Source organism: Streptomyces sp. ICC4, assembly GCF_003287915.1.
Classification (GTDB): Bacteria; Actinomycetota; Actinomycetes; order Streptomycetales; family Streptomycetaceae; genus Streptomyces; species Streptomyces tritrimontium.
This window is the reverse complement of record NZ_CP030286.1, coordinates 8,650,905-8,674,678: the sequence shown is the minus strand read 5'-3', so window position 1 is coordinate 8,674,678 and position 23,774 is coordinate 8,650,905. Positions and strand designations below refer to the sequence as shown.

At 73.4% G+C, this 23,774-nt stretch carries 21 protein-coding genes and 3 pseudogenes; 17 read left to right on the top strand and 7 right to left on the bottom strand.

What is annotated here, in order from left to right; genetic code table 11:
* Positions 1-15: 15 nt before the first annotated feature.
* Together DRB89_RS40825 and DRB89_RS40820 are read left to right on the top strand one after the other, a co-directional pair.
* A complete protein-coding gene (locus tag DRB89_RS40825) occupies positions 16-1,146 on the top strand; it encodes a PP2C family protein-serine/threonine phosphatase (RefSeq protein WP_112446419.1) in 1,131 nt (376 codons plus the stop codon).
* Positions 1,147-1,265: 119 nt separating this feature from the next.
* Positions 1,266-1,469: a hypothetical protein gene (locus tag DRB89_RS40820; RefSeq protein ID WP_112446420.1), complete on the top strand. Its 204-nt coding sequence runs from the start codon at positions 1,266-1,268 to the stop codon at positions 1,467-1,469.
* An 82-nt stretch (positions 1,470-1,551) separates the two neighbouring features.
* On the opposite strand, the gene DRB89_RS40815 is transcribed toward DRB89_RS40820, so the two are convergent.
* A complete protein-coding gene (locus DRB89_RS40815; protein WP_112446421.1) occupies positions 1,552-1,815 on the bottom strand; it encodes a hypothetical protein in 264 nt (87 codons plus the stop codon).
* 106 nt (positions 1,816-1,921) lie between these two features.
* On the opposite strand from DRB89_RS40815, the gene DRB89_RS40810 reads away from it, so the two are divergent.
* Positions 1,922-2,293: an ArsC/Spx/MgsR family protein gene (locus tag DRB89_RS40810; protein ID WP_112446422.1), complete on the top strand. Its 372-nt coding sequence runs from the start codon at positions 1,922-1,924 to the stop codon at positions 2,291-2,293.
* Between the two features lie 264 nt (positions 2,294-2,557).
* Here the strand turns inward: DRB89_RS40810 and DRB89_RS40805 are convergent, their stop codons facing one another.
* Positions 2,558-3,736: a sensor histidine kinase gene (locus DRB89_RS40805; RefSeq protein ID WP_112452605.1), complete on the bottom strand. Its 1,179-nt coding sequence runs from the start codon at positions 3,734-3,736 to the stop codon at positions 2,558-2,560.
* A 155-nt stretch (positions 3,737-3,891) separates the two neighbouring features.
* On the opposite strand from DRB89_RS40805, the gene ndhC reads away from it, so the two are divergent.
* The 5 genes and pseudogenes from ndhC to DRB89_RS40780 all read left to right on the top strand — a co-directional run.
* Positions 3,892-4,299, top strand: a complete 408-nt coding sequence (gene ndhC, locus DRB89_RS40800; RefSeq protein ID WP_112452606.1) for an NADH-quinone oxidoreductase subunit A — start codon at positions 3,892-3,894, stop codon at positions 4,297-4,299.
* Entirely contained in the window at positions 4,290-4,907 is a 618-nt protein-coding gene (locus DRB89_RS40795) for an NADH-quinone oxidoreductase subunit B (RefSeq protein WP_112452607.1), read from the top strand. Before ndhC ends, DRB89_RS40795 begins: the two co-directional genes overlap by 10 nt.
* 53 nt (positions 4,908-4,960) lie before the next feature.
* A pseudogene (locus tag DRB89_RS40790) lies at positions 4,961-5,503 on the top strand (NADH-quinone oxidoreductase subunit C); the annotation flags it as partial.
* A gap of 322 nt (positions 5,504-5,825) precedes the next feature.
* The gene (locus DRB89_RS40785; RefSeq protein WP_239516942.1) at positions 5,826-7,304 is read left to right on the top strand and encodes a GMC oxidoreductase; all 1,479 of its coding nucleotides are present in this window, start codon (positions 5,826-5,828) and stop codon (positions 7,302-7,304) included.
* Positions 7,301-8,425 (top strand): annotated as a pseudogene (locus DRB89_RS40780) (glycine betaine/L-proline ABC transporter ATP-binding protein); the annotation flags it as partial. The gene DRB89_RS40785 and the pseudogene DRB89_RS40780, both read left to right, overlap by 4 nt.
* A 285-nt stretch (positions 8,426-8,710) precedes the next feature.
* Here DRB89_RS40780 and DRB89_RS45605 read toward each other — a convergent pair.
* A pseudogene (locus tag DRB89_RS45605) lies at positions 8,711-9,082 on the bottom strand (hypothetical protein); the annotation flags it as partial.
* 95 nt (positions 9,083-9,177) lie between these two features.
* Here DRB89_RS45605 and DRB89_RS40770 point away from each other — a divergent pair.
* The 3 genes from DRB89_RS40770 (at position 9,178) to DRB89_RS40760 (ending at position 11,920) form a co-directional block, all read left to right on the top strand.
* Positions 9,178-9,630: a DUF4442 domain-containing protein gene (locus DRB89_RS40770; RefSeq protein WP_204357948.1), complete on the top strand. Its 453-nt coding sequence runs from the start codon at positions 9,178-9,180 to the stop codon at positions 9,628-9,630.
* 19 nt (positions 9,631-9,649) lie between these two features.
* On the top strand, positions 9,650-9,802 hold the full coding sequence (locus DRB89_RS40765) for a DUF2191 domain-containing protein (protein ID WP_112454401.1): 153 nt from the start codon (positions 9,650-9,652) through the stop codon (positions 9,800-9,802).
* A 129-nt stretch (positions 9,803-9,931) separates the two neighbouring features.
* A complete protein-coding gene (locus tag DRB89_RS40760; RefSeq protein WP_112463733.1) occupies positions 9,932-11,920 on the top strand; it encodes a glycoside hydrolase family 3 protein in 1,989 nt (662 codons plus the stop codon).
* Here DRB89_RS40760 and DRB89_RS40755 read toward each other — a convergent pair.
* Complete coding sequence (locus DRB89_RS40755; RefSeq protein ID WP_239516641.1) at positions 11,833-13,161, bottom strand: MFS transporter; 1,329 nt, start codon at positions 13,159-13,161, stop codon at positions 11,833-11,835. The genes DRB89_RS40760 and DRB89_RS40755 overlap by 88 nt on opposite strands.
* Positions 13,162-13,610: 449 nt before the next feature.
* On the opposite strand from DRB89_RS40755, the gene DRB89_RS44000 reads away from it, so the two are divergent.
* Complete coding sequence (locus DRB89_RS44000) at positions 13,611-13,877, top strand: hypothetical protein (protein ID WP_204357952.1); 267 nt, start codon at positions 13,611-13,613, stop codon at positions 13,875-13,877.
* 727 nt (positions 13,878-14,604) lie between these two features.
* Complete coding sequence (locus DRB89_RS43995) at positions 14,605-14,931, top strand: hypothetical protein (protein WP_204357951.1); 327 nt, start codon at positions 14,605-14,607, stop codon at positions 14,929-14,931.
* A 683-nt stretch (positions 14,932-15,614) separates the two neighbouring features.
* On the opposite strand, the gene DRB89_RS40740 is transcribed toward DRB89_RS43995, so the two are convergent.
* Both DRB89_RS40740 and DRB89_RS46485 read right to left on the bottom strand, forming a co-directional pair.
* A complete protein-coding gene (locus DRB89_RS40740) occupies positions 15,615-17,849 on the bottom strand; it encodes an acetate--CoA ligase family protein (protein WP_112452937.1) in 2,235 nt (744 codons plus the stop codon).
* Positions 17,850-17,981: 132 nt separating this feature from the next.
* Positions 17,982-19,412 (bottom strand): alpha/beta hydrolase, encoded by a 1,431-nt coding sequence (locus tag DRB89_RS46485; RefSeq protein WP_343234838.1) that lies wholly within the window; start codon positions 19,410-19,412, stop codon positions 17,982-17,984.
* 119 nt (positions 19,413-19,531) lie between these two features.
* Here DRB89_RS46485 and DRB89_RS40730 point away from each other — a divergent pair, with 119 nt between their 5' ends.
* The 3 genes from DRB89_RS40730 (at position 19,532) to DRB89_RS40720 (ending at position 21,693) form a co-directional block, all read left to right on the top strand.
* Entirely contained in the window at positions 19,532-19,735 is a 204-nt protein-coding gene (locus DRB89_RS40730; protein WP_112452555.1) for a DUF4287 domain-containing protein, read from the top strand.
* A 67-nt stretch (positions 19,736-19,802) separates the two neighbouring features.
* Positions 19,803-20,624: an NAD(P)H-binding protein gene (locus tag DRB89_RS40725; protein ID WP_112452554.1), complete on the top strand. Its 822-nt coding sequence runs from the start codon at positions 19,803-19,805 to the stop codon at positions 20,622-20,624.
* A gap of 64 nt (positions 20,625-20,688) precedes the next feature.
* Positions 20,689-21,693 carry an AraC family transcriptional regulator gene (locus tag DRB89_RS40720; RefSeq protein WP_112463730.1) on the top strand — a complete coding sequence of 335 codons (1,005 nt, stop codon included), beginning with the start codon at positions 20,689-20,691 and terminating at the stop codon, positions 21,691-21,693.
* A gap of 35 nt (positions 21,694-21,728) precedes the next feature.
* Here the strand turns inward: DRB89_RS40720 and DRB89_RS40715 are convergent, their stop codons facing one another.
* Positions 21,729-23,228, bottom strand: a complete 1,500-nt coding sequence (locus tag DRB89_RS40715) for a multicopper oxidase domain-containing protein (RefSeq protein WP_239516640.1) — start codon at positions 23,226-23,228, stop codon at positions 21,729-21,731.
* A 223-nt stretch (positions 23,229-23,451) separates the two neighbouring features.
* Here DRB89_RS40715 and DRB89_RS40710 point away from each other — a divergent pair, with 223 nt between their 5' ends.
* Entirely contained in the window at positions 23,452-23,760 is a 309-nt protein-coding gene (locus DRB89_RS40710; RefSeq protein WP_112452920.1) for an immunity 53 family protein, read from the top strand.
* Positions 23,761-23,774 lie beyond the last annotated feature (14 nt).

Genomic DNA, 23,774 nt, shown 5'->3' with positions numbered 1-23,774 from the left:
TACCAGGGTGGAGGGGTGAGACGCCGACGCGAGGACCCGGGCTGGCTCGGCGGGGCGCCCCCGCCGCGCTGGGCCCGGCTCGCCCCGGCGGTGGCCCTGGTCGTGCTGGTCTGCGCGCAGCGCGCCACACCGGGCGACATCGAGCTCGGCTACTTCCTGGCCGGCCTCCCCCCGGTGGCCGCCTTCGCCTACGGTGCCGTCGGCACGGCCGTCTTCGCCGGCGTCGTCCTGGTCATCCTCGGCCTCCCCCAGCTCGGCATCGCGCACGCCCGCGGCTCCGACCTGGCCACCGTCGCGGCGATCTGCCTGCTCAGCGTGGTCGTCGCCTGGGTGCGAAAACAGCGGGACGCCCAGCTCGTCAGCGTCCGCACCGTCGCGGAGGCCGCGCAGCTCGCCGTCCTGCCGCCCGTCCCCGAGCGGGTGGGGGCCGTCTGCTGCGCCGGGCTCTACCGGGCGGCCCAGCGCGGCACCCTGGTCGGCGGCGACCTGTACGACGTACGGGGCGGGCCCTTCGGCGTGCGCGCGGTGGTCGGCGACGTCCAGGGCCACGGCCTCGCCGCCGTGGGCACCGTGGCCTCGCTGCTCGGTGCCTTCCGCGAAGGGGTCCTGGACGACGCGGAGCTCACGGCGGTGGCGGCCCGGCTGGACCGGCGGCTGCTCGCGGACGCGGCCGCCGAGTCGGTGGCGCACGCGGAGCTGTTCGCGACGGCGGTGCTCCTGGAGTTCCCGCCCGGTCTGGACGTCGTACGGATCGTGTCGTGCGGGCATCCGCCGCCCCTGCTGCTACGGAACTCCGCGGTCTCGGAACCCGAAGTGGATCCGGGGCCCCCGCTCGGCCTGGGCCTGGCCGGCCCGACCCCGGCGACACCGGCCGAGTTCCCGGTGCGCCCCGGGGACCGGCTGCTGCTGTACACGGACGGGGTGACGGAGGCGCGCGACCGGGCGGGGCACTTCTACCCGCTGGCCGCGCGCGTGCCCGTCCTGGCGACGGATCCGGCGGGGCTGGCCCGGGCGGTGTGGCGGGACCTCCAGACCTTCAGCGGGGGCGGTCCGCGCGACGACGTGGCACTGCTGGTGCTGTCCCTGGACGAGAAGCCGGGCGGGGATCCGGGCGGGGGGCGGCGCGCGATGACCACGCCGTACTGAACACATGACCAAACGGCGACGATCGCCCATTCAGCCCCTCTTCCGTGTTTCGCTCGGTTCTCCCAGCCCCGAGCAAGCCCCCGAGCCAGCCCCCGAGCACGGAAACCGAGGCCCGTCCGATGCGCGCACCGTACAAACACAACAGGCGGATCACCGCGGTCATGGCGGCGGCCGGCACCTTCGCCCTGCTCACCGGCGTGCTCGCGCTCGGCGCGGCGGCGGAGGAGTCCATGGCTCCCGACCCGGCGAGGAGCCAGGTGATCGAGGCCCCCGCGCAGCTGGCGGTGGAGCCCGCCGAGGCCCCCGAAAAGCCGCTGCCGTGACCCGAAGAGCAGGGCTGCGGCGCGAGCTCCCCAGGGGCCTCGACGCGTGACCGGCGACAGCCGGCCCCGACCGGCTACCCGGCTACCCGGCGTCGCGGATGAAGGAACGGACCAGCTTGCACGTGACGTTGGACGGCCGGCGGATCCCCGTCCGGACGGCCATCGTGCGGATCTTGCGGTTGGTGGCGCGCTGAGCGTCATACGTGCCCGAGTCCAGCAGCGATATCGCCAGCCGCATCGCCTTCAGGCGGCGGTTGTGGCTCTCGTACCACTCGCGGGGCAGCCCCGCCGGCAGCGGCTTCTTCTTGACGGGCTCGAAGGTGTGCAGGGTCATGGCAGTGGCCATCTACAGCCTCCCAAACGGTAGTTGGCTTCCTGTCGTTCTCCCTCGATTTTACCGGCGACCACTGACAAAGCACCTGGCCAGGCGCAGCCTCGCTAGGCTTTCGGGCATGGAGATCTGGATCAACCCCGCGTGCTCGAAGTGCCGCAGCGCACTGACCCTGCTGGACGCGGAGGGAGCCGAGTACACCGTCCGCCGCTACCTGGAGGACGTCCCGTCCGAGACCGAGATCCGCGAGGTCCTGGGCCGGTTGGGCCTGGAGCCGTGGGACATCACCCGCACCTCGGACCCCCTCGCCAAGGAGACCGGCGTACGGGACCTGCCGCGCGAGGAGACGGAGGAGGCCCGCGCCCGCTGGATCACCCACCTGGCGGCCCACCCGAAGCTGATCCAACGCCCGATCATCACGGCCCAGGACGGCACGGCCCTGGTGGCCCGCTCGGAGGAAGCGGTCCGCGAGGCACTGTCGCGGGGGGCGTAGGGGGCGGGGCAAAAGAGCCAGCCTCCCGGCCCCGCGGACGGCGGGGGGCCGGCGACGGCGCGGCTGCCCGGGACGCCGGTTCGCGCGGTCGGGTCGGCCCGGGGGTCCATCCCAGCCCCGCCGGCGCTTGAGGCACGGCCACGGCGCCGCTGCCGGAAACGGCGGGCCGCCCAAGCCGACGAGCCCGGGGTCCAGGGGTACACCCCCTGGACCCCGGGCTCCGCCGGATCAGACCACCGGCCGGCCAGGCCAAGCGCGCGCAGGTCAGGCCACCCGGTCCCGCCACGGGAGCTCCGCCGTCACCACCGTCCCCGCACCCTCCGGGGAATCCACCACCAGCACCCCGTCCACCGCGCCGAGCCGCTCCGAGAGCCCCGCCAACCCCGACCCGGCCAGGGCATCCGCCCCGCCGCGCCCGTCGTCCGACACCCGGATCAGCAGCCGCCGCTCCGCCCGCCACACCTCCACCGAGGCGCCCCGCGCCTGCGGCCCCGCGTGCTTGCTCACGTTCTGCAGCAGCTCCGAGACCACGAAGTACGCGATCCCCTCGATCGCCTCCGCCGGCCGCGCCGGCATGTCCACCGACACCTTCACCGGCACCAGGCACCGCGAGGCCACCGACGACAGCGCCGCGTCCAGACCCCGGTCGGTCAGCACCGCCGGGTGGATGCCCCGCGCCAGGTCCCGCAGTTCGCGCAGCGCCAGCTTCACCTCACCATGCGCCTCGTCCACCATCGCCGCCGCCCCCTCGGGGTCCTCCAGCAGCTTCTCCTTCGCCAGGCCCAGCCCCATCGCCAGCGCCACCAGCCGCGCCTGTGCCCCGTCGTGCAGGTCCCGCTCGATCCGCCGCAGGTCCGCCGCCGCGGTGTCGACGACGACCCCGCGGTCGGACTCCAGCTCCGCGATCCGCCGCTCCAGTTCGTCCGAGGGAGACAGCAGGCCCCGTACCATCGCCCGGTCCACGTTCGCGAGCCCCCGCACCACCCACGGCAGCACCGGCCACAGCACGAACAGCCCGGTCAGCGCCACCGTGAAGGTGAGCACTGCCCACGGCAGCCGGATCAGCTCGAACAGCACGGTCCGCCACGCCACCGAGTCCTTGAGGCTCGCCCACAGCCAGGGGAAGAATCCGCCCGAGCGCGCCGGCCCGGGCATCGGGCTCGGCTCGTCCACCCGTACGCCCAAGAGGTCGCGCGCCCGGGCCCGTTCCAGCCGTCCCAACTGGCGAGACAGGAACAGGCCGCCCGCGAACAGCGGAAGACCGATCGCGGTCACGGCCAGACCACCCGCGGTCGACACCATGACGACCGTGTAGACGAACCCGATGAGGGCGGCGGGGAAATTGCTCAGCAGGTACGCGATTTCCTTCCAGGTCCCGGCACTGAAGGGGGCGCGGACGGGAGGAGGGGTGTCGCCGTCGGGGGTGTGATCGGTCGCGGTCATGCGCCCACCCTGTCAAGCGCGCGGACCCGATGCCATGGGGTAGCCGGGCCGAGGTAAACGGGGGATAACCCCACCCCGTCGGGCCCAGGCCCTAGACTCCCGTCCGTAACAGATCAACCTGATCGTCGACAGTCGCCGAGGAACGAGGAACGGACGTGCCCGAACCGACGGTATCGACCGTGACCGTGCTCGCTGCGGACTACTTCCGGACGTATTCGGTCGTCGGCCTCCTGGCCGCGCTCGGTGTGCTCTTCGTGGCGGTGGCGTTCGGCGCCGGCCGCCTGCTGCGGCCCAACGTCCCGACCCGCGAGAAGCTGCTGACGTACGAGTGCGGTGTGGACCCGGTGGGCGAGGGCTGGGCGCACACCCAGGTCCGCTACTACGTCTACGCCTTCCTCTACGTCATCTTCGCCGTCGACTCGATCTTCCTGTTCCCGTGGGCGACGGTGTTCGCCGCCGCCGGTTACGGCGCCACGACGCTGGTGGAGATGTTCATCTTCCTCGGCTTCCTGGCCGTCGGCCTGCTCTATGCGTACAAGAAGGGCGTCCTCGAATGGCTGTGACTCCGGCCGGTACCCCGGCCGTGCCGTCGGAGCCGCAGCTGCTCCCGGAGCCGAAGAGGCTGGGAGTGCTCTCCCGCCTCGCGCCCGAGCCCATGAAGGTGGTCCTCAACTGGGGCCGCCGCTACAGCCTGTGGGTCTTCAACTTCGGCCTCGCCTGCTGCGCCATCGAGTTCATCGCGGCCTCGATGGCCCGCCACGACTTCATCCGGCTCGGCGTCATCCCCTTCGCGCCCGGACCGCGCCAGGCCGACCTCATGATCGTTTCCGGCACGGTGACGGACAAGATGGCCCCGGCCGTCAAGCGGCTGTACGAACAGATGCCGGAGCCGAAGTACGTCATCTCCTTCGGCGCCTGCTCCAATTGCGGCGGGCCGTACTGGGACTCGTACTCGGTGACCAAGGGCGTCGACCAGATCATCCCGGTCGACGTCTACGTCCCGGGCTGCCCGCCCCGCCCCGAGGCGCTGCTGCAGGGCATCCTCAAGCTGCAGGAGAAGATCGCCCGCGAATCGCTGGCGGAGCGCTACGCGACGACGGCCCGGCCGTCGCCCGCGCAGCTCACCAGCGGCCTGGTCACCCCGCCGGCGGCCCCCGGGGCGGACGCGTGAACCTCTACGACTCCCTCCCGGACGCGGCGGGAACGGTCTTCGGCGAGGAAGCCGTGGGCTCGTACGCCTACTCCGTCCTCACCGTCGACGTCCCCACCGCCAGCTGGATCCCCGCGCTGGAGATCGCCCGCGACAAGCTGGGCTGCACGTACTTCGACTGGCTGAGCGCGGTGGACGAGCCGGGCACGGGATTCCGCATCTGCGCCCACGTCGTCTCCCTCGAGAACCACCGCGTACGCCGCCTGCTGCTGCGGACCACCGTCCCGCACTCGGCGCCCTCCCTGCCCTCGGCCGTCGCCGTCTACGCGGGCGCCGAATGGCACGAGCGCGAAACCTTCGAGATGTTCGGAGTCGTCTTCACCGACCACCCGAACCTGGTCCCGCTGCTCCTCCCCGAGAACTTCGAAGGCCACCCGCTGCGCAAGGACTTCGTCCTCGCGGCGCGCGTCGCCAAGGCCTGGCCGGGAGCCAAGGAGCCGGGCGAGGCGCACGACCCGGACGCCCCGAAGCGCCGCCAGATGCTTCCGCCGGGCGTGCCGGACCCCAACGACTGGGGCCCGATGAAGGGCCAGCTCCCGCCGGCCCCCGCCCGGCCCGGCCCCGGCCCCGGCCCCGGCCGTGCCGGTCCCGAACGCCGCCGCTCCAGCGGATCCGGGCCTCGGAGCCGCGCCCGCCGCGACGGGCGGTCCGGCGGGCGCGGCCCCCTCCAACGCTCCACCCAGCGGGGTGGGTTCGGCCACCCCCCCACCGGCCGCCGCCGTCCCCCGGGATGTCCAGCCCGTCCAGGCCCCCACCGCCCCCGCCACTCCGACCTTCGGGTCCCGCTTCGCTGCTCCCAACCCTGCCCCCGCTCCCGTCCCCGCGCCTGCGGAGAACGAGTACGACTACGTCGTCGTCGGCGGCGGCACCGCCGGCTCGGTGATCGCCTCCCGCCTGACCGAGGACCCGGACGTCACCGTCGCCGTCATCGAGGGCGGCCCCAGCGACGTGGACCGCCCCGAGGTGCTCACCCTGCGCCGCTGGATGGGCCTGCTCGGCGGCGAGCTCGACTACGACTACCCCACCACCGAGCAGCCCCGCGGCAACTCGCACATCCGCCACAGCCGCGCCCGCGTCCTCGGCGGCTGCTCCTCGCACAACACCCTGATCGCCTTCAAGCCGCTCCCGTCCGACTGGGACGAGTGGGAGCGGGCGGGCGCCGAGGGCTGGGACGCGGCCGCGATGGACCCGTACTTCGACAAGCTCCTCAACAACATCGTCCCGGTGGCCGAGAAGGACCGCAACGCCATCGCGCGCGACTTCGTCGACTCGGCGCAGACCGCCCTGGGCGTCCCGTGCGTCGAGGGCTTCAACCGGAAGCCCTTCCACGAGGGCGTCGGCTTCTTCGACCTCGCCTACCACCCCGAGGACAACAAGCGCTCCTCCGCGTCGGTGGCCTACCTCCACCCCGTCATGGACGAACGCCCCAACCTCCACATCCTCCTGGAGACCTGGGCCGACCGCCTGGAACTCGACGGCACCCGCGCGCGCGGCGTCCACGTACGGGCCGCGGACGGTACGCGGTCCCTGGTCACGGCTCGCCGCGAGGTGCTGGTGTGCGCCGGCGCCGTGGACACCCCGCGGCTGCTGCTGCACTCGGGCATCGGCCCGCGCGCTGACCTGGAAGCCCTCGGCATCCCGCCGGTGCACGACCTGCCCGGAGTCGGGGAGAACCTGCTCGACCACCCCGAGTCGGTGATCGTCTGGGAGACCGACGGCCCGATACCCGAGAACTCCGCGATGGACAGCGACGCGGGACTGTTCGTCCGCCGCGACCCCGACTCCGCCGGGCCCGACCTGATGTTCCACTTCTACCAGGTCCCCTTCACCGACAACCCCGAGCGCATCGGCTACGAACGCCCCGCGCACGGCGTGTCGTTGACCCCCAACATCCCCAAGCCCCGCAGTCGCGGCCGCCTCTACCTGACCAGCGCTGACCCCGAGGTCAAACCGGCCCTGGACTTCCGCTACTTCACGGACGAGGACGACTACGACGGCCGGACCCTGGTCGACGGCATCAAGCTCGCCCGGAAGATCGCCGCGACCGAGCCGCTCGCGGGCTGGCTGGGGCGCGAGGTCTGCCCCGGCCCGGAGATCACCGGAGACGAGGAGCTGAGCGCCTACGCCCGCGCCGTCGCGCACACCGTCTACCACCCGGCCGGCACCTGCCGGATGGGCGCCGCAGACGACCCCGGTGCCGTCGTGGGCCCGGACCTGAAGATCCGCGGGCTCGAAGGCATCCGCATCGCGGACGCCTCCGTCTTCCCGACGATGCCCGCGGTCAACCCGATGATCGGAGTGCTCATGGTCGGCGAGAAGGCAGCCGAACTGATCGCCCGGGACGGTGGTACCCGATGAACGCCAACGCCAACGCCAACGCCAACGCCACCGCGCCCGTCGGCCCGACCACCGCGGCCGACCCCACCACCCCGGCCGACCCCGTCGACTCCGCCGCGCCCCCGGTCTTCGCCGTGGACGGCCTGTGGAAGGTCTTCGGCCCGGACAAGGCGGCCGCGCAGGTCCCCGGCTCCGCCGACGCCGAGCTCTCCGCCGCCGAACTGCGCGAGCGCACCGGCTGCACCGCCGCCGTCCGCGACGTCACCTTCGACGTCCGCAAGGGCGAGGTCTTCGTCGTGATGGGCCTGTCCGGATCCGGCAAGTCCACCCTCGTGCGCTGCCTCACCCGGCTGATCGAGCCCACCGCGGGCCGCCTCTCCATCGACGGCGAGGACGTCCTCGCCATGGACGCCACCCGGCTGCGCGCCCTGCGCCGCCACCGCGCCGCCATGGTCTTCCAGCACTTCGGCCTGCTCCCGCACCGCACCGTCCTCGACAACGTGGCGTACGGACTGGAGATCCAGGGCGTCGGACGCGGCGACCGCCGCCGCAAGGCCGCCGAGCTCGTCGCCAAGGTCGGCCTCGAAGGGCTGGAGGACCGGCGCCCCGGCCAGCTCTCGGGCGGCCAGCAGCAGCGCGTCGGCCTGGCCCGCGCCCTCGCCGCCGACCCCGAAGTCCTGCTGTTCGACGAGCCGTTCAGCGCCCTCGACCCCCTCATCCGCCGCGAGATGCAGGAGGAGGTCGCCCGGCTCCACCACGAGGAGGGCCGCACCATGGTCTTCATCACCCACGACCTCGCCGAGGCCCTGCGCCTCGGCGACCGGATCGCGCTGATGCGCGACGGCCGCATCGTGCAGCTCGGCACGCCCGAGGAGATCGTCGGCTCGCCCGCCGACGACTACGTACGGGACTTCGTCCGCGGCGTCCCCCGCGAACGGGTGCTCACCGTCCGCACCGCGATGCGCCCGGCCGCCGCCGGCGAGGCCGGGCAGGGACCCGCGCTGAACCCCGCCACCACCGTGGCCGAAGCCATCCAGGCCGTCGTCCGCAGCGGTGGTCCGGCCCGTGTGGTCGACCGCGGCCGCTGCCTGGGCGTCGTGGACGACGCGGGGCTGCTCGCCGTCGTGGCCGGGCTCCCGGCCGCCACCGGACGGGGGGTGGCGGGTGTCACGGAAGGCAGGGGGGCGGGCGGGCGGGGGCGGCGTGGGACGCCTGGCGGGTCGAGCGGTGGATGGGGCCGCTGTGGCGCGAGCTCCGCACCCTCATTGGGCTGCCGGCGACCACCAACTGGTGGGACCCGCTGGCCTCGCGGCTCGTCGACCGCGAGACCGAGATCCACGACGACCTGCTGGCACTGGCCCCGTACTGCGACCTCGGGACCATGGCGGCCTGCCACGACCGGGCGCTCGACGACGGTCGTCCGCCTGGTCGGCGGTCTTGTCGTCCCGTGTCAGGACGAACGTCCCGGTGGCGGCCGCCGTCACCACGACGGCCGAGGCCGCGATGATGGCCACGGTCTTGGTCGAGAACGGGCTCCCGCCGCGGGGCGGCTGCGGTGCGCCGGGCGGCGGCGTGCCCCCCCACTGCGGTACGGGAACGGTCGGGGGCTGTTGGCCCCATTGCTGGGGGGCGGGCTGCTGCTGCGGGTACCCGTAGCCGGGCCCGGGCTGCTGCTCGCCGTACGCCGTCGGCTGCTGCTGGTACGGGTTCGGCGTTCCCGGCTGCTGCTGGTACGGGTTCTGATGCGCGTCCTGGGGGTTCTGTTCTCCCCCGGGCGGCTGCTGCTGTCCTGGCCACATGGCCGGTAACGATAGTGGGAGGGGCGGCCGGGAGCCACGGCCGCCCCCGTACAGGTATGGCCAATGCCGCTTACTGGCGGGTAACATCGCGTTCCATGAGCGCTGAACAGATGAACGTGGGCGAACTGCTCGCCGCGACCGTGCCGATGGCCAAGACCCTGAACCTCCAGTTCCTGGAGACCACCCCCGAGCGCGCGGTCGTCCGGCTGCCGGACCAGCCCGACTTCCACAACCACCTCGGCGGCCCGCACGCCGGCGCCATGTTCACCCTCGCGGAGTCCGCGAGCGGCGCGATCGTCCTGGCCGCCTTCGGCGACCAGCTCTCGCGGGCCGTGCCGCTCGCGGTGAAGGCCGAGATCGGCTACAAGAAGCTCGCCAAGGGCGTCGTGACGGCCACCGCCACCCTCGGCCGCCCGGCCGCCGAGATCGTCGCCGAACTCGACGCGGGCGGCCGCCCCGAGTTCCCCGTCACCATAGCCATCCAGCGCGAGGACGAGGCGGTGACGGGCGAGATGACCGTGGTCTGGACGCTGCGCCCCAACGCGTGACGAGCTCGTGGTGGAGGTGATGGTCCTCGCCGGAGTGGGCTCGCCCCAGGACGCGGTCGAGGCCGTCGTACGGGACTACATCGAGCGCGGCCACCGCACCGAGGCCCGGGTCCGGCTCCAGGACGAGCCCCGGCGGGACGGCGACATCGTGCAGCAGCCGCCGCAGGGCTGAACCTCGGGGCCGCGGTGGCGCGCCGGAGGCGGGCCCGCGCGGCGCACGGCGCACAGTGGGCGGCGGGAGCGGTCCGGCGCGGGCCGCTCCCGCCGCCCGGAGCCGATGCCCGCGCCGCAGGGAGCGCCCATGAGCGAGGCCGTGTCCAGACGCCGGGCCCTGGGCCTCCTCGGAGCGGTGGGCGCCGGCTGCGCGGCCGCCTGCGTACCCGCGCCGCCGCCCGGCACGCAGCCCCGCAAGGCGCCCGCCCCCGCCCCCGCCGCGGCGACCCGGGCCGACGTCGGCGCGCGCGTCGACGCCCTGCTGGAACGGCTCACCCTGGAGGAGAAGACCGTCCTGCTGCACGGGGCGCCGGACCCGGCCCCGCTCGGCCAGGCCGGCTACGTGCCCGGCATCCCGCGCCTGGGCATCCCCGCGCTCCGCCTCGCCGACGGGCCCGCCGGGGTCCGCGTCGCCAAGCCCGCCACCGCGCTCCCCGCGCCCGTCCTGCTCGCCTCCGCCTTCGACCCGGCGCTGGCCCGCGAGTACGGCCGGGTCATCGGCCGCGAGGGCCGCGCGCTCGGCCAGGACGTCCTGCTCTCGCCGATGGTCAACCTCATCCGCACCCCGTACGCCGGGCGGAACTTCGAGACCTTCTCCGAGGACCCGAAACTGACGGCGGACCTGGTCGCCGAGGTGGTCCGCGGCATCCAGGACGAGGGCCTCATCGCCACCGTCAAGCACTTCGCGCTCAACAACCAGGAGAAGGGCCGCGACACCGTCGACGTGATCGCCGCCGAACAGACCCTCCACGAGACGGAGCTACGGGGCTTCGAGGCCGCGGTGGCCGCCGGCGCGGGCGCCGTGATGGGCGCCTACAACAAGGTCAACGGCGTCTACGCCTGCGAGAACAAGCCGCTGCTGGACGAGCTGCTGCGCGGCCGCTGGGGGTTCGACGGCTGGGTGATGTCCGACTGGGACGCCGCCCACAGCACCGTCGCCTCGATCGGCGCCGGACTCGACATGGAGATGCCCGGAGGCACCCACTACGGCGCCCCGCTGCGCGAGGCGGTGCGCGGCGGCTCCGTCCACGAGAGCGCCGTGGACCTCGCGGTCCGCCGGATCCTGGTCACGATGGACCGCTTCGGACTGCTCGCGGAGCGGCCCGCCGCCCGGCCCGCCCGGGACCCCGCCGCCGGGGCCGCGACCGCCCGCCGGGTCGCCGTCGCCGGCGCGGTCCTGCTGCGCAACGAGCGCGCCACGCTGCCGTTGACGGGAGCCGCGGCCCGCTCGGTCGCCGTCATCGGCCCCACCGGGCGGACCCCCTTCGTCAGTGGCGGCGGCAGCGCCCACGTGGTCCCGGACGCGGCCGCCACCCCCCTCGCCGCGATCCGGCGGCGGGCCGGGGCCGTCTCCACCGTCTCCTACGCGCTCGGCGAGGACCTGTACGGGCGCCCGCTCCCCGGGAACCTGCTGAGCCCCGCCGCCGCCCTCGACGACCGGGCGGTGGACGCCGGGCGCACCTGGACCCACGAGGGAACCTTCCGGCTCGCGGCCGACGACGAGTGGACCCTGCTCGTCCACTACACCGGGAAGCGGCCGGCCGTCCGGCTCGACGGGGAGGAGCTGTTCCCCGTGCGGCAGGGCGTGGCCGAGCACTTCGCGGGCGGGCTGCTCGGGTCCGCGCCCGACGGGCTCACGGTGCGCCGGCGCACGCTCGCGCTCAAGGCGGGCGAGCACCGGCTCGCCGTCACCGCCGAGGGCGGCCCGAGGGGGCAGCGGCTGCGGCTGCGGCACACCACGAGGGCGACCCGGGCCGCCGACCTCGCCGAGGCGGTGAAAGCCGCCAAGGAGGCCCGCAGCGTGGTCCTGTTCGCCTACGAGGACGCCACCGAGGGCAGCGACCGCACCTCGCTGGGTCTCCCGGGCGGCCAGGCCGCGCTGATCGAGGCGGTCGCCGCCGCCAACCCGCGCACCACGGTGGTGCTCAACACCTCCTCCAGCACGACGATGCCGTGGCTGCGCCGCACCGGAGCGGTCCTGCAGATGTACTACCCGGGCCAGGAGGGCGCGGACGCCACCGCCGACCTGCTCTTCGGCGACGTGGACCCGGGCGGCCGCCGCGTCAGATGTGTGTAAGAGCCAGGGGCGGACAGGGCGGTCAGGGTGTCCAGCCGGCGTACGGCGGAGCGGCGCTGGACGGCCGACAGGGCCGCGACCGCCGCGCCGAGGGCGAGCCAGCCGGCCGGGCCGGCCACCATCACGCCGGTCAGGAGCAGCGGACCGGCGGACTTCTGGACCGACTGGGCCATGCCCGCCACGCCCAGGTAGGACGCCCGCGCCCGCGCGGGGGCGAGCGAGACCGCCAGCTCCCAGGAACTCACCGAGCGCATCAGCTCCGCCGCGGTGGCCAGCACCGCCGCGGCGAGGAGCGCGACCGACGCGGCCCCGGCTCCGGCCCCCGCGGTGAGGGCCAGGAGGATGCAACAGGCGCACATCGTCAGCCCGTACAGGAAGACGGCCCCCGCGGCCTGGCGGGGCCCCTCGACCGCTGCCGACACGCGCAGCTGGAGTACGACGACGAGCACGGTGTTGATCACGAGGAAGGCCGGGACCAGGGCGTGCGGCGCATCGGTGTGGTCCACCAGCCACAGCGGCAGGCCGACGGCGAGGATCGAGTCGTCCAGGTGCATCGGGATGTCCAGCAGGACGAAGCGCAGGTACCCCCGGTCCCGCCACGGACTCGGCGCGCCCGACGGCCGGGCCGCTGCCACCGCCTCCGCCTCCGCCTCCGCTGCCGCGGCCTTCGCGTCCGGGTCCCCGGTGCCCGCGGCCACCCGTCCGGGGCCGCGCGGCTCCCGGGTGCGCCGGACGAGCGCGGCGGCCACGAGGAAGGAGACCGCGTTGGCCAGGATCAGCACCTGGTAGGCCTCGCGGGTCCCGACGGCGAGACCGGCCGCGGCGAGGCCCGCGCCGAGGGCGTAGCCGGCGTTCGCCGTGCTGCGCGACAGCGCCTGGTAGGTGGACCGCCGCTCACCCGCCACCCGCGTGGCGAAGAGCATCTCCAGGGTCTTGGCCGCCCGGTCGCCCAGGTACGTGACCGCGACCACGGGCAGCAGCACGTCGAAGCGGGTGACCACGAGCAGCGCGCCGAGCGTGCCCAGGCGCAGGAGGTGACAGCCGATCAGCAGGGAGCGCACCGGGAAGCGGCCGGCCAGGTGGCCCGCCAGGGGCGACCCGGCGATGCCCGCCACCGCGGCCGCGCCCAGCAGCAGGCCGATCCGGCCGGCGTCCAGGCCGAGGACGAAGGTGAAGTACAGGACCGAGGCGGCGGCCCACACTCCCGTACCGGCGCGGTCGAGGAACTGGGCGAGCAGCATGATCCGGGCGTCCCGGCCCCCCGGCGGCCGGCGCAACTGCGCCACCAGGCCCTGCCGCTCCCGCGGTTCCTTCCGTGGTTCCTTCCGCGCTCCCGTGCCACGCCGCCGCATCCCGGACCTCCAAGCCCCCGTAAAAGTATCTCGACATCGAGATACCCGGCAGCAGACTGCCCGAGATCAATCTTGACGTCAAGATACTTATCGGGGGCAGGCCGCAAGAGGCGGTCCGGACCCGGCCGTTGTCCGCGGACACGGTGTGCGGACCCGGGTGGTGCTGCGGCGAGGGCGACGGGACGATGTGATCAGCGATCGACGTCCCGGGCCCCGGTCCGGGATACGGGGTACGGGGTACGGGGTCGAGGAGGGGTCGTGCGCAGCTACGCCAGCGTGCTGGTCGGCATTTCGCCTTCGCCGCGCTCTGCTGCTTCCCGGCCCCGCTCGCCCTCCTCGTGGGATACGGCGCCTGGCGCGAGGGCGAGGACTGGGCGTGGATCGCGCTCGCCATCGGTGTGGCCGGCTCGATCCTGATCCCCGTCGAGGCCTTCGAGCTCACGCGGAGCCGGTTCCCCCGCATCACGCGCGGGGACCGCGTGAAGGGCGAGGGCGTCACCTACGGCGACGACACCTTCGTGTTGTGGGCGCCGAAGGCCGAACAAGGCCCGGCGCGGGCGTGGTTGGTGCGGGCGGACGTCCTGGAGGCGTCACTCGCGCGGTAGAACCCCGACACCGAGGCGACCTTCACGACCTGCGTCGGCGACCCCCTCCCCGACGCATTCACGCCGCTGGTCCGGCTGAGACTGCGGGTCCACGGCGCCGACGGGCCCGACGGCGGCGGGTTCGAGGTCACGGAAGCGTGGCGGGTGCCGTCCGTGTGCCTCTCGGCCGTCACGGCCGGCCGCCTGGTCGTCCTCGTCGACCCTGCCGGTCCGGAGGCCCCCGGAAAGGTCACGCCCCTGTGGCCCCGCAGCGCCCTGCCGGCGGGTACGAGGACCAGCCGCATGGTCGACCTCGAAGGCCGGTGGACGGACGCGACCCGGCGCCCCGGCCTGCTGCTGCGACAGATGCGGATCGCGCGGGAAGCCGGAGGCATCGAGATGGCCGGCGACACGATCGACCTCCGGCGCCTGGACGCGCACACCGCGGCGCGCTACACCGCCTCGATCGGCCGTGACCGCGCCTTCCCCGAGGACCGGGCGCCGGTGACCGAGCCGGGCGAGGAGTCCCGGTGGATCGTGGACGACCTGCCGGGTGAACCGGCGGCGTTCGGCTCCGTGGACCGGCGCCGGTCGCGCCGCGGCGGCATCCTGGTGCGGGGCCGGTTCCTGCAGATGACCAGCACGCACACCTTCCAGAGCCACGGTCCGGTCCTCGACACGGTGCTGCGCGTCCACCCCCCCGGACGGCACGCCCCCGTTCGACGCCGCCCGACGGCTGACGGTGCCGATGGACTACCTCGCCGTCCTGCACCGCACCAGGGAGGTCGTCCTCCGCGCCGACCCGCAGGGCGGGTCGTACGTCGTCGACTGGGCGCGCACCAACCTGCTCGCCGGCACCGCCGCGGCCGAGGTCATCACCCCGGACGGCCGGCAACTCCCCCTGACGGGGCGCCCCGACCTGATCTGGGCCCTGATGAACCTCCTCGCGTCCCACGGCCTCTCCAACCCGACGCCCGTCCTGGACCTCCGCGAGCAACGGCTCACCACGGCGGCGGGAACCCTCATGCAGGTGGTGCGTGACGCCGAGGCAGAGCCGAACCCGGCCCAGCCCTAGGGGGCGCTTCTCGGATCTCCGCGGGATCTCGGGGCTCGGGGCTTGCTCGGGGTTGCTAGTGCTGTGGCCGGGAAGGTTTGCCGGGTCGCGGTGTCCGGTGCGGTGCCTCGCAAGGCGGAGGGCCGCCGCTTGTACTGGACGTACTTCGGTGGTCCGACAACGCGGCGAGGTGCCGTGCCGGGGCCGGTACGGGGTCGGGTGCCGGCGCGGCACCGGACCCCGTACCGCACCGGCACCCGACCCCGTACCGGCAGCGGCACCCGACCCCGTACCGGCACTGACCCCGGCGCGGCACCGGACCCCGTACCGGCAGCGGCACCGGACCCCGTACCGGCAGCGGCACCGGACCCCGTACCGGCACCGGCACCGGACCCCGTACCGGCAGCGGCAACGGCACGGCACCAGCACCGGCACCGGATCCGTACCGGCACCGGATCCGTACCGGCACCGGCACGGCACCGGATCCGTACCGGCACCGGCACCGGCACGGCACCGACCCTGTACCTGCAGCGGCACCGGCACGGCACCGACCCTGTACCTGCAGCGGCACCGGCATGGCACCGGCACCGACCCTGTACCGGCAGCGGCGCCGGCACGGCACCGACCCTGTACCTGCAGCGGCAGCGGTACCCGCACCCGATCCCGTACCGGCACCCGGACCCGTACCCTCCGCCGCCCCCGGGCTATCGACAGATGGCCAGCGCGTCCAGTGCCACCGCCCCCTGCCCGCGCGGCAGCACCATCAACGGGTTGATGTCCAGCTCGGAGAGCTCGTCGCCCAGTTCCAGCGCCATCCGCTGCACCCGCAGGATGACCTCCACCAGCGCGTCCACATCCGCCGGCGGCGCCCCCCGCACACCCTCCAGCAGCGCGTGCCCGCGCAGCTCCATCAGCATCGCCCGCGCCTGGTCCTCCCCGAAGGGCGGCACCCGGACCGCCGCGTCGTGCAGGATCTCCACCAGCACGCCGCCGAGCCCCACCGTCACCGTCGGGCCGAAGAGGTCGTCCTGGGTGACGCCGACGACCATCTCGACCCCCCGCTCCACCATCTGGCAGACGAGGATCCCGTCCAGCGGGACGTTCTCGTAGCGCGCGATGTCCGTCAGCTCCCGGTAGGCGTCGCGGATCTGGCTCGCCGACGTCAGGCCGATCTTCACCAGGCCCAGCTCCGTCTTGTGGGCGAGCTGCGGGCCCGAGGCCTTCATGACCACCGGGTACCCCACCAGCCCGGCCGCCCGCACGGCGGCGGCCGCGCTGGTGACCAACTGCTCCCTGGGCACCCGTATCCCGTAGGCGCGCAGGAGCTGCTTCGCCGAGTGCTCGCTCAGCTGCTGGCCCGGGCGCATGAGCGCCTGCGCCTTGCGGAAGGAGGGCGAGGGGGTGCGCGGGGCGTCCTCGAAGGGCGAGCGGTAGGCGGCGGTGAAGCGGTGGTGGCCGAGGTAGGCGCGGACGGCGGTGATGCAGTTGCCGAAGGTGCGGAAGGTCGCGACCCGAGAGGAGCCGAGGAGCGTGGTGCGGTAGGCCTCCTCGGTGCCGACGGGCGAGCCCCAGATCACGCAGATCAGCTTGTCGGTCTGCTCGGCCGCGTCCACCAGGTCCTGCGCGAGCTTGTCGCTCATGGGCGGGAAGGGGCCGGTGATCGGGCAGATCAGGACGCCGACGGACGGATCGGCGAGGATCGCGTCGATGATCTTGCGGCCGCGCCAGTCGCCGACCGGGTGGCCGCCGTTGTCGACGGGGTTGGAGACGCCCAGGTACTCCGGAATCCACTGGTGCAGCTCGTCCTGCTTGGCCTGGGACAGGGTGGGCAGGCTCAGCCCCGCCTCGGTCGCCAGGTCGGAGAAGTGGGCGCCGGTGCCGCCGGAGATGGAGTAGACGACGACCCCGTCGGCGAGCGGCTTGCGCGCCCGGGCCAGCAGTGCGGCGGTGTCCTGGAGCTCGTCGAGGCCGTCGACGCGGATCACGCCGAACTGCCGCATGGCGGCGTCGACGACGGTGTCCGCGCCGGTCAGCTTCCCGGTGTGGGAGGCGGCCATCCGGGCGCCGGTCTCGGTGCGGCCGACCTTGACGGCGACGACGGGGACGCCGTTGCGCGCGGCCCGGTCGGCGGCGAGGAGGAACTGGCGGCCGTCCTTGAGGCCCTCCACGTAGCAGGCGATGGCTCCGACCTCGGGTTGTTCGGCGAAGTAGGAGATGAAGTCGGAGGTCTCCAGGTCGGCCTCGTTGCCCGTGGGCGCCCAGTGCGAGAGCCGGATGCCGAGCTCCTGGAGGGTGTAGACGGGCCGGCCCTGGTGGCCGGACTGGGTGATCAGGGCGATGGCCGGGCCGTCGAGGTCGTCGCGGAACTTCTCGAAGGCGTTGAGGTTCGTGTTCGGTCCCAGCAGGCGCAGGCCCGATCGCCTTACGGCCGCCCCCAGGCGGGCCTGCGCGGCGGCGCCCTCGTCGCCGGTCTCGGCGAATCCGGAGGCGAAGGCGACGGCGAACTTCACTTTGGCCTCGGCCAGTTCCTCGATGACGGGGAGCGGGTCGGCGACCAGGAGGACCGCGAGGTCGACCTGTTCGGGGAGGTCGGCCACGGAGGGGTGGCACGGCAGCCCGAAGACGGAGGTTCGGGTGGGGTGGACGGGGTGCAGCCGGGCCCCGACGCGTTCCGCCCAGGCGATGAGCTGCCGCGTGATGCCGGTGTTGGGTCTGCCGTCGGCGTCCGAGGCGCCGATGACGGCCACGGACTCGGGCCGGAAGAACCGGTCCAGGTCGGGAGCGTCGGCGTGCAGGGGCCGACCGCTGACGTCCAGCGCGACCGTGTCCTCGGCGGAGGGGGCCGCCGTGGAGTGGACGGCCGTCCTGGGGGTCTCCCCGCAGGCCTCGACACGTGCGCGGAAGTCGGTGGTGAAGGTGCCGTGAGTAGATCCAAGCATCGTTCCGCCCGCTCCTGCTCGATGAACCTCGACGAATCTCGAGAACTGACGCGTAGTCAGATTACTGAACTGACACGCCGTCAGGAACAGGGCTGCGCAGGAAAGGTGGTGGAGGTGATGTGTGGAACGGTCTCAGATCCCCTCAGGACGGGTCCAGACCACAATTCGGCCGACGCCGAAGCGAAGCAAGGGCCACAGGCGACACCCGGGGCATTCCCTCCCCCCACGCCCCTCCCGCACACGCGGGGCTGCGGGCCGGGCTGCGTGGGTGGTCGGCGGGCCGGGCGGAGGTCCGGGACCGGCGGGTTCGGTTGGCTCGCGGGGACCGCCGCCAGCTCGGGGCGGATCGGGGTGACGGGGCGCAGCGCGGGCCGGGTCACCCACCAGGCCAGGAGCGCGGAGAAGGCGATCAGCGGGGGGGCACCGGCCAGGAGGCCGAAGGCGACGGCCCGGTTGGCGTCGTCGGCGTCGCCGAGCACGGTCATGGCGTACACCGGGGGCTGGCGGGGGAGAGCGTGAGGGAGCGGGGGGCGAAGGATGCCAATGGTAGCCGCCGGGGTGGGAGGAGTCAGGTCCGGAGCACTCGCCAGCGCCGCCCACCGGGCAGTCGGGGAGGGAGAGGACCGCGTCCGCGGGCCAGCGGGACCAAATCGAGCACCCCGGGTCCGGGCCCTCGGGGAGCACGTCCAGGTGCGGCCCGGCGTGCCGCCCCAGGGAGCACCGCGGTTCCGGGCCGGCCCCGAGCGCCTCCAGGGGTACCCCGCGCGGCAGCCGGGCGGGCTGGTCCAGGTGGACGTCGTGGCCGGAGTTCGGGACCGAGACGGCCGTCATCCTCGTGGACGGGTCGGCGGAGTCGAGCATCCGGACGGACTCCGCGGGCGGGATGATGCCCTTCTCCCCGACGACGAGCAGCGCCGGGCAGCGGACCGCGCGCCACTGCGGCCACCAGTCGCGGGTGCTGTTCTCGCTGATGGCCGCGACCATCACCGAGCGCTCGAACCGCGGGTGCCAGCCGTCCGCGCGCTGCTCCAGGCCGGCCGCCCAGACCTCGCCGTTCAAGCCCTGTCCGGTGAGGAAGTCCCGCGCCGCGGCCGGCGAGGGGAAGGGGACCGGCCAGGAGTCCAGCCAGGAGCCGATTTCCTCGGCGGTGCCCGGATCGCCGGCGGCCGCGCCCGCGTCGACCAGCACGAGGCCCCGTACGAGGTCCGGGTGGGCGGCCGCGGTGAGCATCGAGGTGTGGCCGCCGAGCGACTGGCCCACCAGCACCGGGCGGTGCAGGCCGAGCTGTTCGCAGACGGCCCGCACGTCCGCCACGTACGCGGCGCGGGAGACGTCGGCGGGGCGGCGCTCGCTCGCGCCGTGGCCGCGCTGGTCCACCGCCACCACGCGGTGGTGCGGTGCGAGGTGGGCGGCGGCCGCGTCCCATTCGCCCGCGTGGCCCGCGAGGCCGTGGAGGAGTACGACGGGGGTGGCGGCGGAGTCCGTGGCGGTGGCGTGCGGGTGCCAGTCGCGGCAGGTCAGGCGTACGCCGGCTCGGGTGACAGTGCGCTCGGTCCACATCATCGGAAGATCATCCGATATTTTCGCGGTACGACCGATGAGTTTTCGGGCTGCCGGGCGTCCATCCATCGTGAGACGCAGGGCGGCCGTTCCCTGTGCGCACCGAGAGGAAGAAGACCGCCATGACCGAGCCGGTGAAGGGCCCCGCCAGCTACTTCCCTTCCATCGAGAAGAAGCACGGCCGTCCGATCGCGGAATGGCAGGAGCTCATCCGTTCCTCGCCGCTGACCAAGCACATGGAGCTCGTCGCCTGGCTCAAGAGCGAGCACGGCCTCGGACACGGGCACGCCAACGCGCTCGTGGCGCACACTCTCGCCGCGAAGTAGACGCAGGCGTATGCGATTGAGCTTCTCGGCGATGTTCCGTCCAGCGCGATGAGCGTTGACTGGGGCCATGACGAAGACAGAGAGCACGCAGACATTGGTCATCGGCGGCACGGGCAAGACGGGTCGGCGCGTGGCCGAGAAGCTCACCGCCCTGGGCCGGCAGGTCCGCATCGGTTCGCGCACCGGTGAGCCGGCCTTCGACTGGAACGACCCCGAGAGCTGGGGGCCGGCCCTGCAGGGCGTGGACCGGGTGTACGTCACGTACTACCCCGACCTCGGCTTCCCCGGCGCCGCCGAGCAGGTCGGCGCTTTCGCCCGGGTGGCGGTGGCGGCGGGCGCGCGTCGGATGGTGCTGCTGTCGGGGCGCGGCGAGGAGGCGGCGGAGCGCAGCGAGGACGCGCTGAAGGAGTCCGGGGCCGACTGGACCGTCGTGCGGGCGGCCTGGTTCAACCAGAACTTCGACGAGAGCTTCTTCCTGGAGCCCGTGCTGGCGGGCGAGATCGCCCTGCCGACGGCCGATGCCGTCGAGCCGTTCGTCGACGCCGACGACATCGCCGACGTGGTGGTGGCCGCGCTGACCGACGACCGGCACATCGGCCGCACGTACGAGCTCTCCGGGCCGCGGCTGCTCAGCTTCGCCGACGTCGCCGCCGAGCTGTCGAAGGCCACCGGGCGCGAGATCGCGTACGTCCCGGTCTCGAACGAGGCCTACCGGGCGGTGCTGCGCGACAACGGGCTGCCGGAGGAGTTCGCGGAACTGTTCGAGCTGATCCTCGACGGGCGCAACGCGCACCTGGTGGGCGGGGTCGAGGAGGTACTGGGCCGGCGGCCCAAGGACTTCTCCGACTTCGTGCGGGAGGCGGCGGCCCGCGGTGTCTGGGACGCGTAGGAACGGCGCCGGAGCCTCGGCGGGAGAGCGGGGCGAGCGGGAACCGCTCGGGGAGAATGGGCCGATGGACACGCTGACGGCTCTCCTCGAAGGACCCAAGGCCCGGTCGGCCTTCTTCATCAAGTCCGTCTTCACCCCGCCCTGGGCGGTCCGGATCGAGGACCGGGCCCCGCTGTCGGTGATGACGACGGTGAACGGGTCGGCGTGGCTGCTCCCCGACGGGGGCGAGCCGGTGCTCGTCGAGCCGGGCGAGGCGGTCCTGGTCCGCGGGCCGGACCCGTACACCGTCGGCGACGACCGGGACACGCCCGTGCAGATCAGGGTGGGACCGGACCAGCGGTGCAGCAGGGTGGACGACGGGGAGGACGTGTCCGACTCCATGGCGCTCGGGGTGCGGACGTGGGGCGAGGAGGCCGGCTCCGTGGTGCTGCTGAGCGGCACCTACCAGGAGCCGGGCGAGATCGGCAGCCGCCTGCTCGACGCGCTGCCGCGGGTGCTGGTCGGGCCGGTGGACCCGAGCCTGGTCACGCTGCTCGGCGGGGAGATCTCCCGCTCCGAACCTGCCCAGGACGTGGTCCTGGGCAGGCTGTTGGACCTGCTGGTGATCGGCGTCGTACGGGACTGGCTCGCGGAGCGCGGCGGCGCCGAGAGCGACCCGGTGACCGGGCCGGCGCTGAGGCTGCTCCACGAGAACCCCGCGCACGGCTGGACGGTGGAGTCGCTGGCCCGCAAGGTCGGTGTCTCCCGGGCCGCATTGGCCCGCCGCTTCACCGAGCTGGTCGGCGAGCCCCCGATGACCTACCTGACGGGCTGGCGCCTGGCCCTGGCGGCGGACCTGCTGCGCGACCCGTCGACGACGCTCGCCTCGGCCGCCCACCAGGTCGGCTACAGCTCGGCTTTCGCCCTGTCGACGGCCTTCAAGCGGGTACGGGGGATCAGCCCGCGGCAGTTCAGGGCGGGGGCACCACGGAGATCGGCACAGAGTAGGTCGTGGGCAGCGTCATATGGGTATAAGAGACAGGCCCCCATGGTGCCGCCCCACCCTTCCGGGCCGGGTGCACGGCAGTGAGCGCGCACCCGGCCGGCCAGGCCGTGAGGGACGTCCTAGTGCTGGTGTGAGCCGGTCGAGGGCGGGGGCTTCAGGGTGCCCGCCGACTGGCCCGGTTCGACCACCACGAACTGGCCCATCATGCCCTTGTCCTCGTGGTACAGCAGGTGGCAGTGGAACATGTACGGGGTATCCGGGTCCGCGGGACCGTCGAAGCGCAGCGCGATGCGGACCGTCGAACCGGACGGGATGAAGACGGTGTCCTTCGGCCCGCGCAACGGCGGCGGCGGAGCCACGCCGTTGATGTCGAGTATGCGGAACTGCACGTCGTGGACGTGGAAGTTGTGCGGCATCCCGTCGTCGTTGCGCAGGGTCCAGGTCTCGGCCGTGCCGCGGGTGACCGTCTCGTCCACCCGGGACATGTCCATCTTCCGACCGTTGATGCCGGACGCCTTGAGCTCGAAGAAGCGGTTGCGCGCCGAGTCCTCACCGGTGGGGAGCGCCGATGCCACCAGCGCCCCGGGCAGCTCTGCCGACGGCCTCAGGGTGGGCGCCGCGCGCAGCTGCATCACGTCGAAGGAGTCGTCGCCGCCACCGAAGCGCTGGTTCCAGAAGTCCAGGCCGGCGTCCAGGGGGTAGGAGCGCAGGACCGTCCGCTCGCCCGGCTTCATCCGTACGACGATCTCCGCGCGCTCCCCCGGCGAGAGGACCAGGCGGTCGGCCGTGTGGGGGGCTTCGAGGAGGCCGCCGTCCGAGGCGATCTGCCGGAACGTGCGGCCGTCGTCGAAGCCGAAGGTGTAGACGCGGGCGGTGGAGGCGTTCAGCAGGCGCAGCCGGACCAGTTCGTCCTGGACGGTGACGTACGGGTCCAGCGTGCCGTTGACCATCGTCCGGTCGCCGAGGAAGCCGACGTTGCGCATCAGCTTGTGGCCGTGGTCGAACTTCGCGCCGTCGAAGGTCACGTCCTGGACGATGACCGGGATGTCATCCACCCCGTACGACTTGGGCAGGGGCAGGGCCGCCGACGCCGTGTCGTCCAGCAGGAACAGGCCCGCGAGGCCGCGCTGGACGTGCGTCTCGGTCTCACCGTGCGGATGCGGGTGGTACCAGAGGGTCGCGGCCGGCTGCTCGATCGTCCACTCGGGGGCCCAGTTGCCGCCCGCCGGCACCATCTGGTGGGGGCCGCCGTCCATCGCGGCGGGCAGGTGCATGCCGTGCCAGTGGACGGTGGATTCCTCGGGCAGGGTGTTGGCCACCTTCACCCGGACCTTCTCGCCCTTCGCCGCGCGGAGGGTGGGGCCGAGGTAGCTGCCGTTGAACCCCCAGGTCGGGGTCTTGCTCCCGGGGGTGAACTCGGTCTCCCCCGCCTGCATGCGCAGGTCGAAGACGCGGGTCCCGTCCGCGTCCACGGTGGACGCGGCGAGGGGCGGCACCGCGAGGGCGTTGTGGAAGTCCACCTCGCCGACGGTGGACACCTTGGCCCCGGTGTAGAGCCAGGTGAACAGCGAGCCGATGACAAGGGCGAAGGTCGCGACGAGCGAACCGAGAATCAGCAACGCCCGCTTCCAACCCGGCATTCGGCGCTTGCCGCCGGTCACATTGTTCCCACTTTTCGACATGACCATGACGGTACAGACGGCGTTCGCGTCCCACATCAGGGACCACCCGGGGCCGACCCCGACACCGCCCCCGAGACGCTTCAGGGGCGCGGGCCCGGATGCGCCCCGTACCGGCGGTCACGCCCGAGGCCGAGCGCACGACTCCCTTAACATCCCTGTCATGAGCGATTCGAACGATCTTCTTGCCTGGCTGCAGGACTGGTACGCGGAGCAGTGCGACGGCGACTGGGAGCACGAGTGGGGCGTGAAGATCGCCACACTCGACAATCCCGGCTGGACGATCGAGATAGATCTGAAGGAAACGGACCTGGAAGGACGCGAACACCCCCGCCAGGACGTCAATCGCAGCACGCGGGACTGGGTCTGGGTCTGGACCGCCGAGAACACCTTCCGCGCCGCGTGCGGCCCCGGAAACCTCGCCGAGGCCCTTGGGCTCTTCCGCACCTGGGCGACCACGCCCACTCCCTGAGCGGTGGGCCGCTT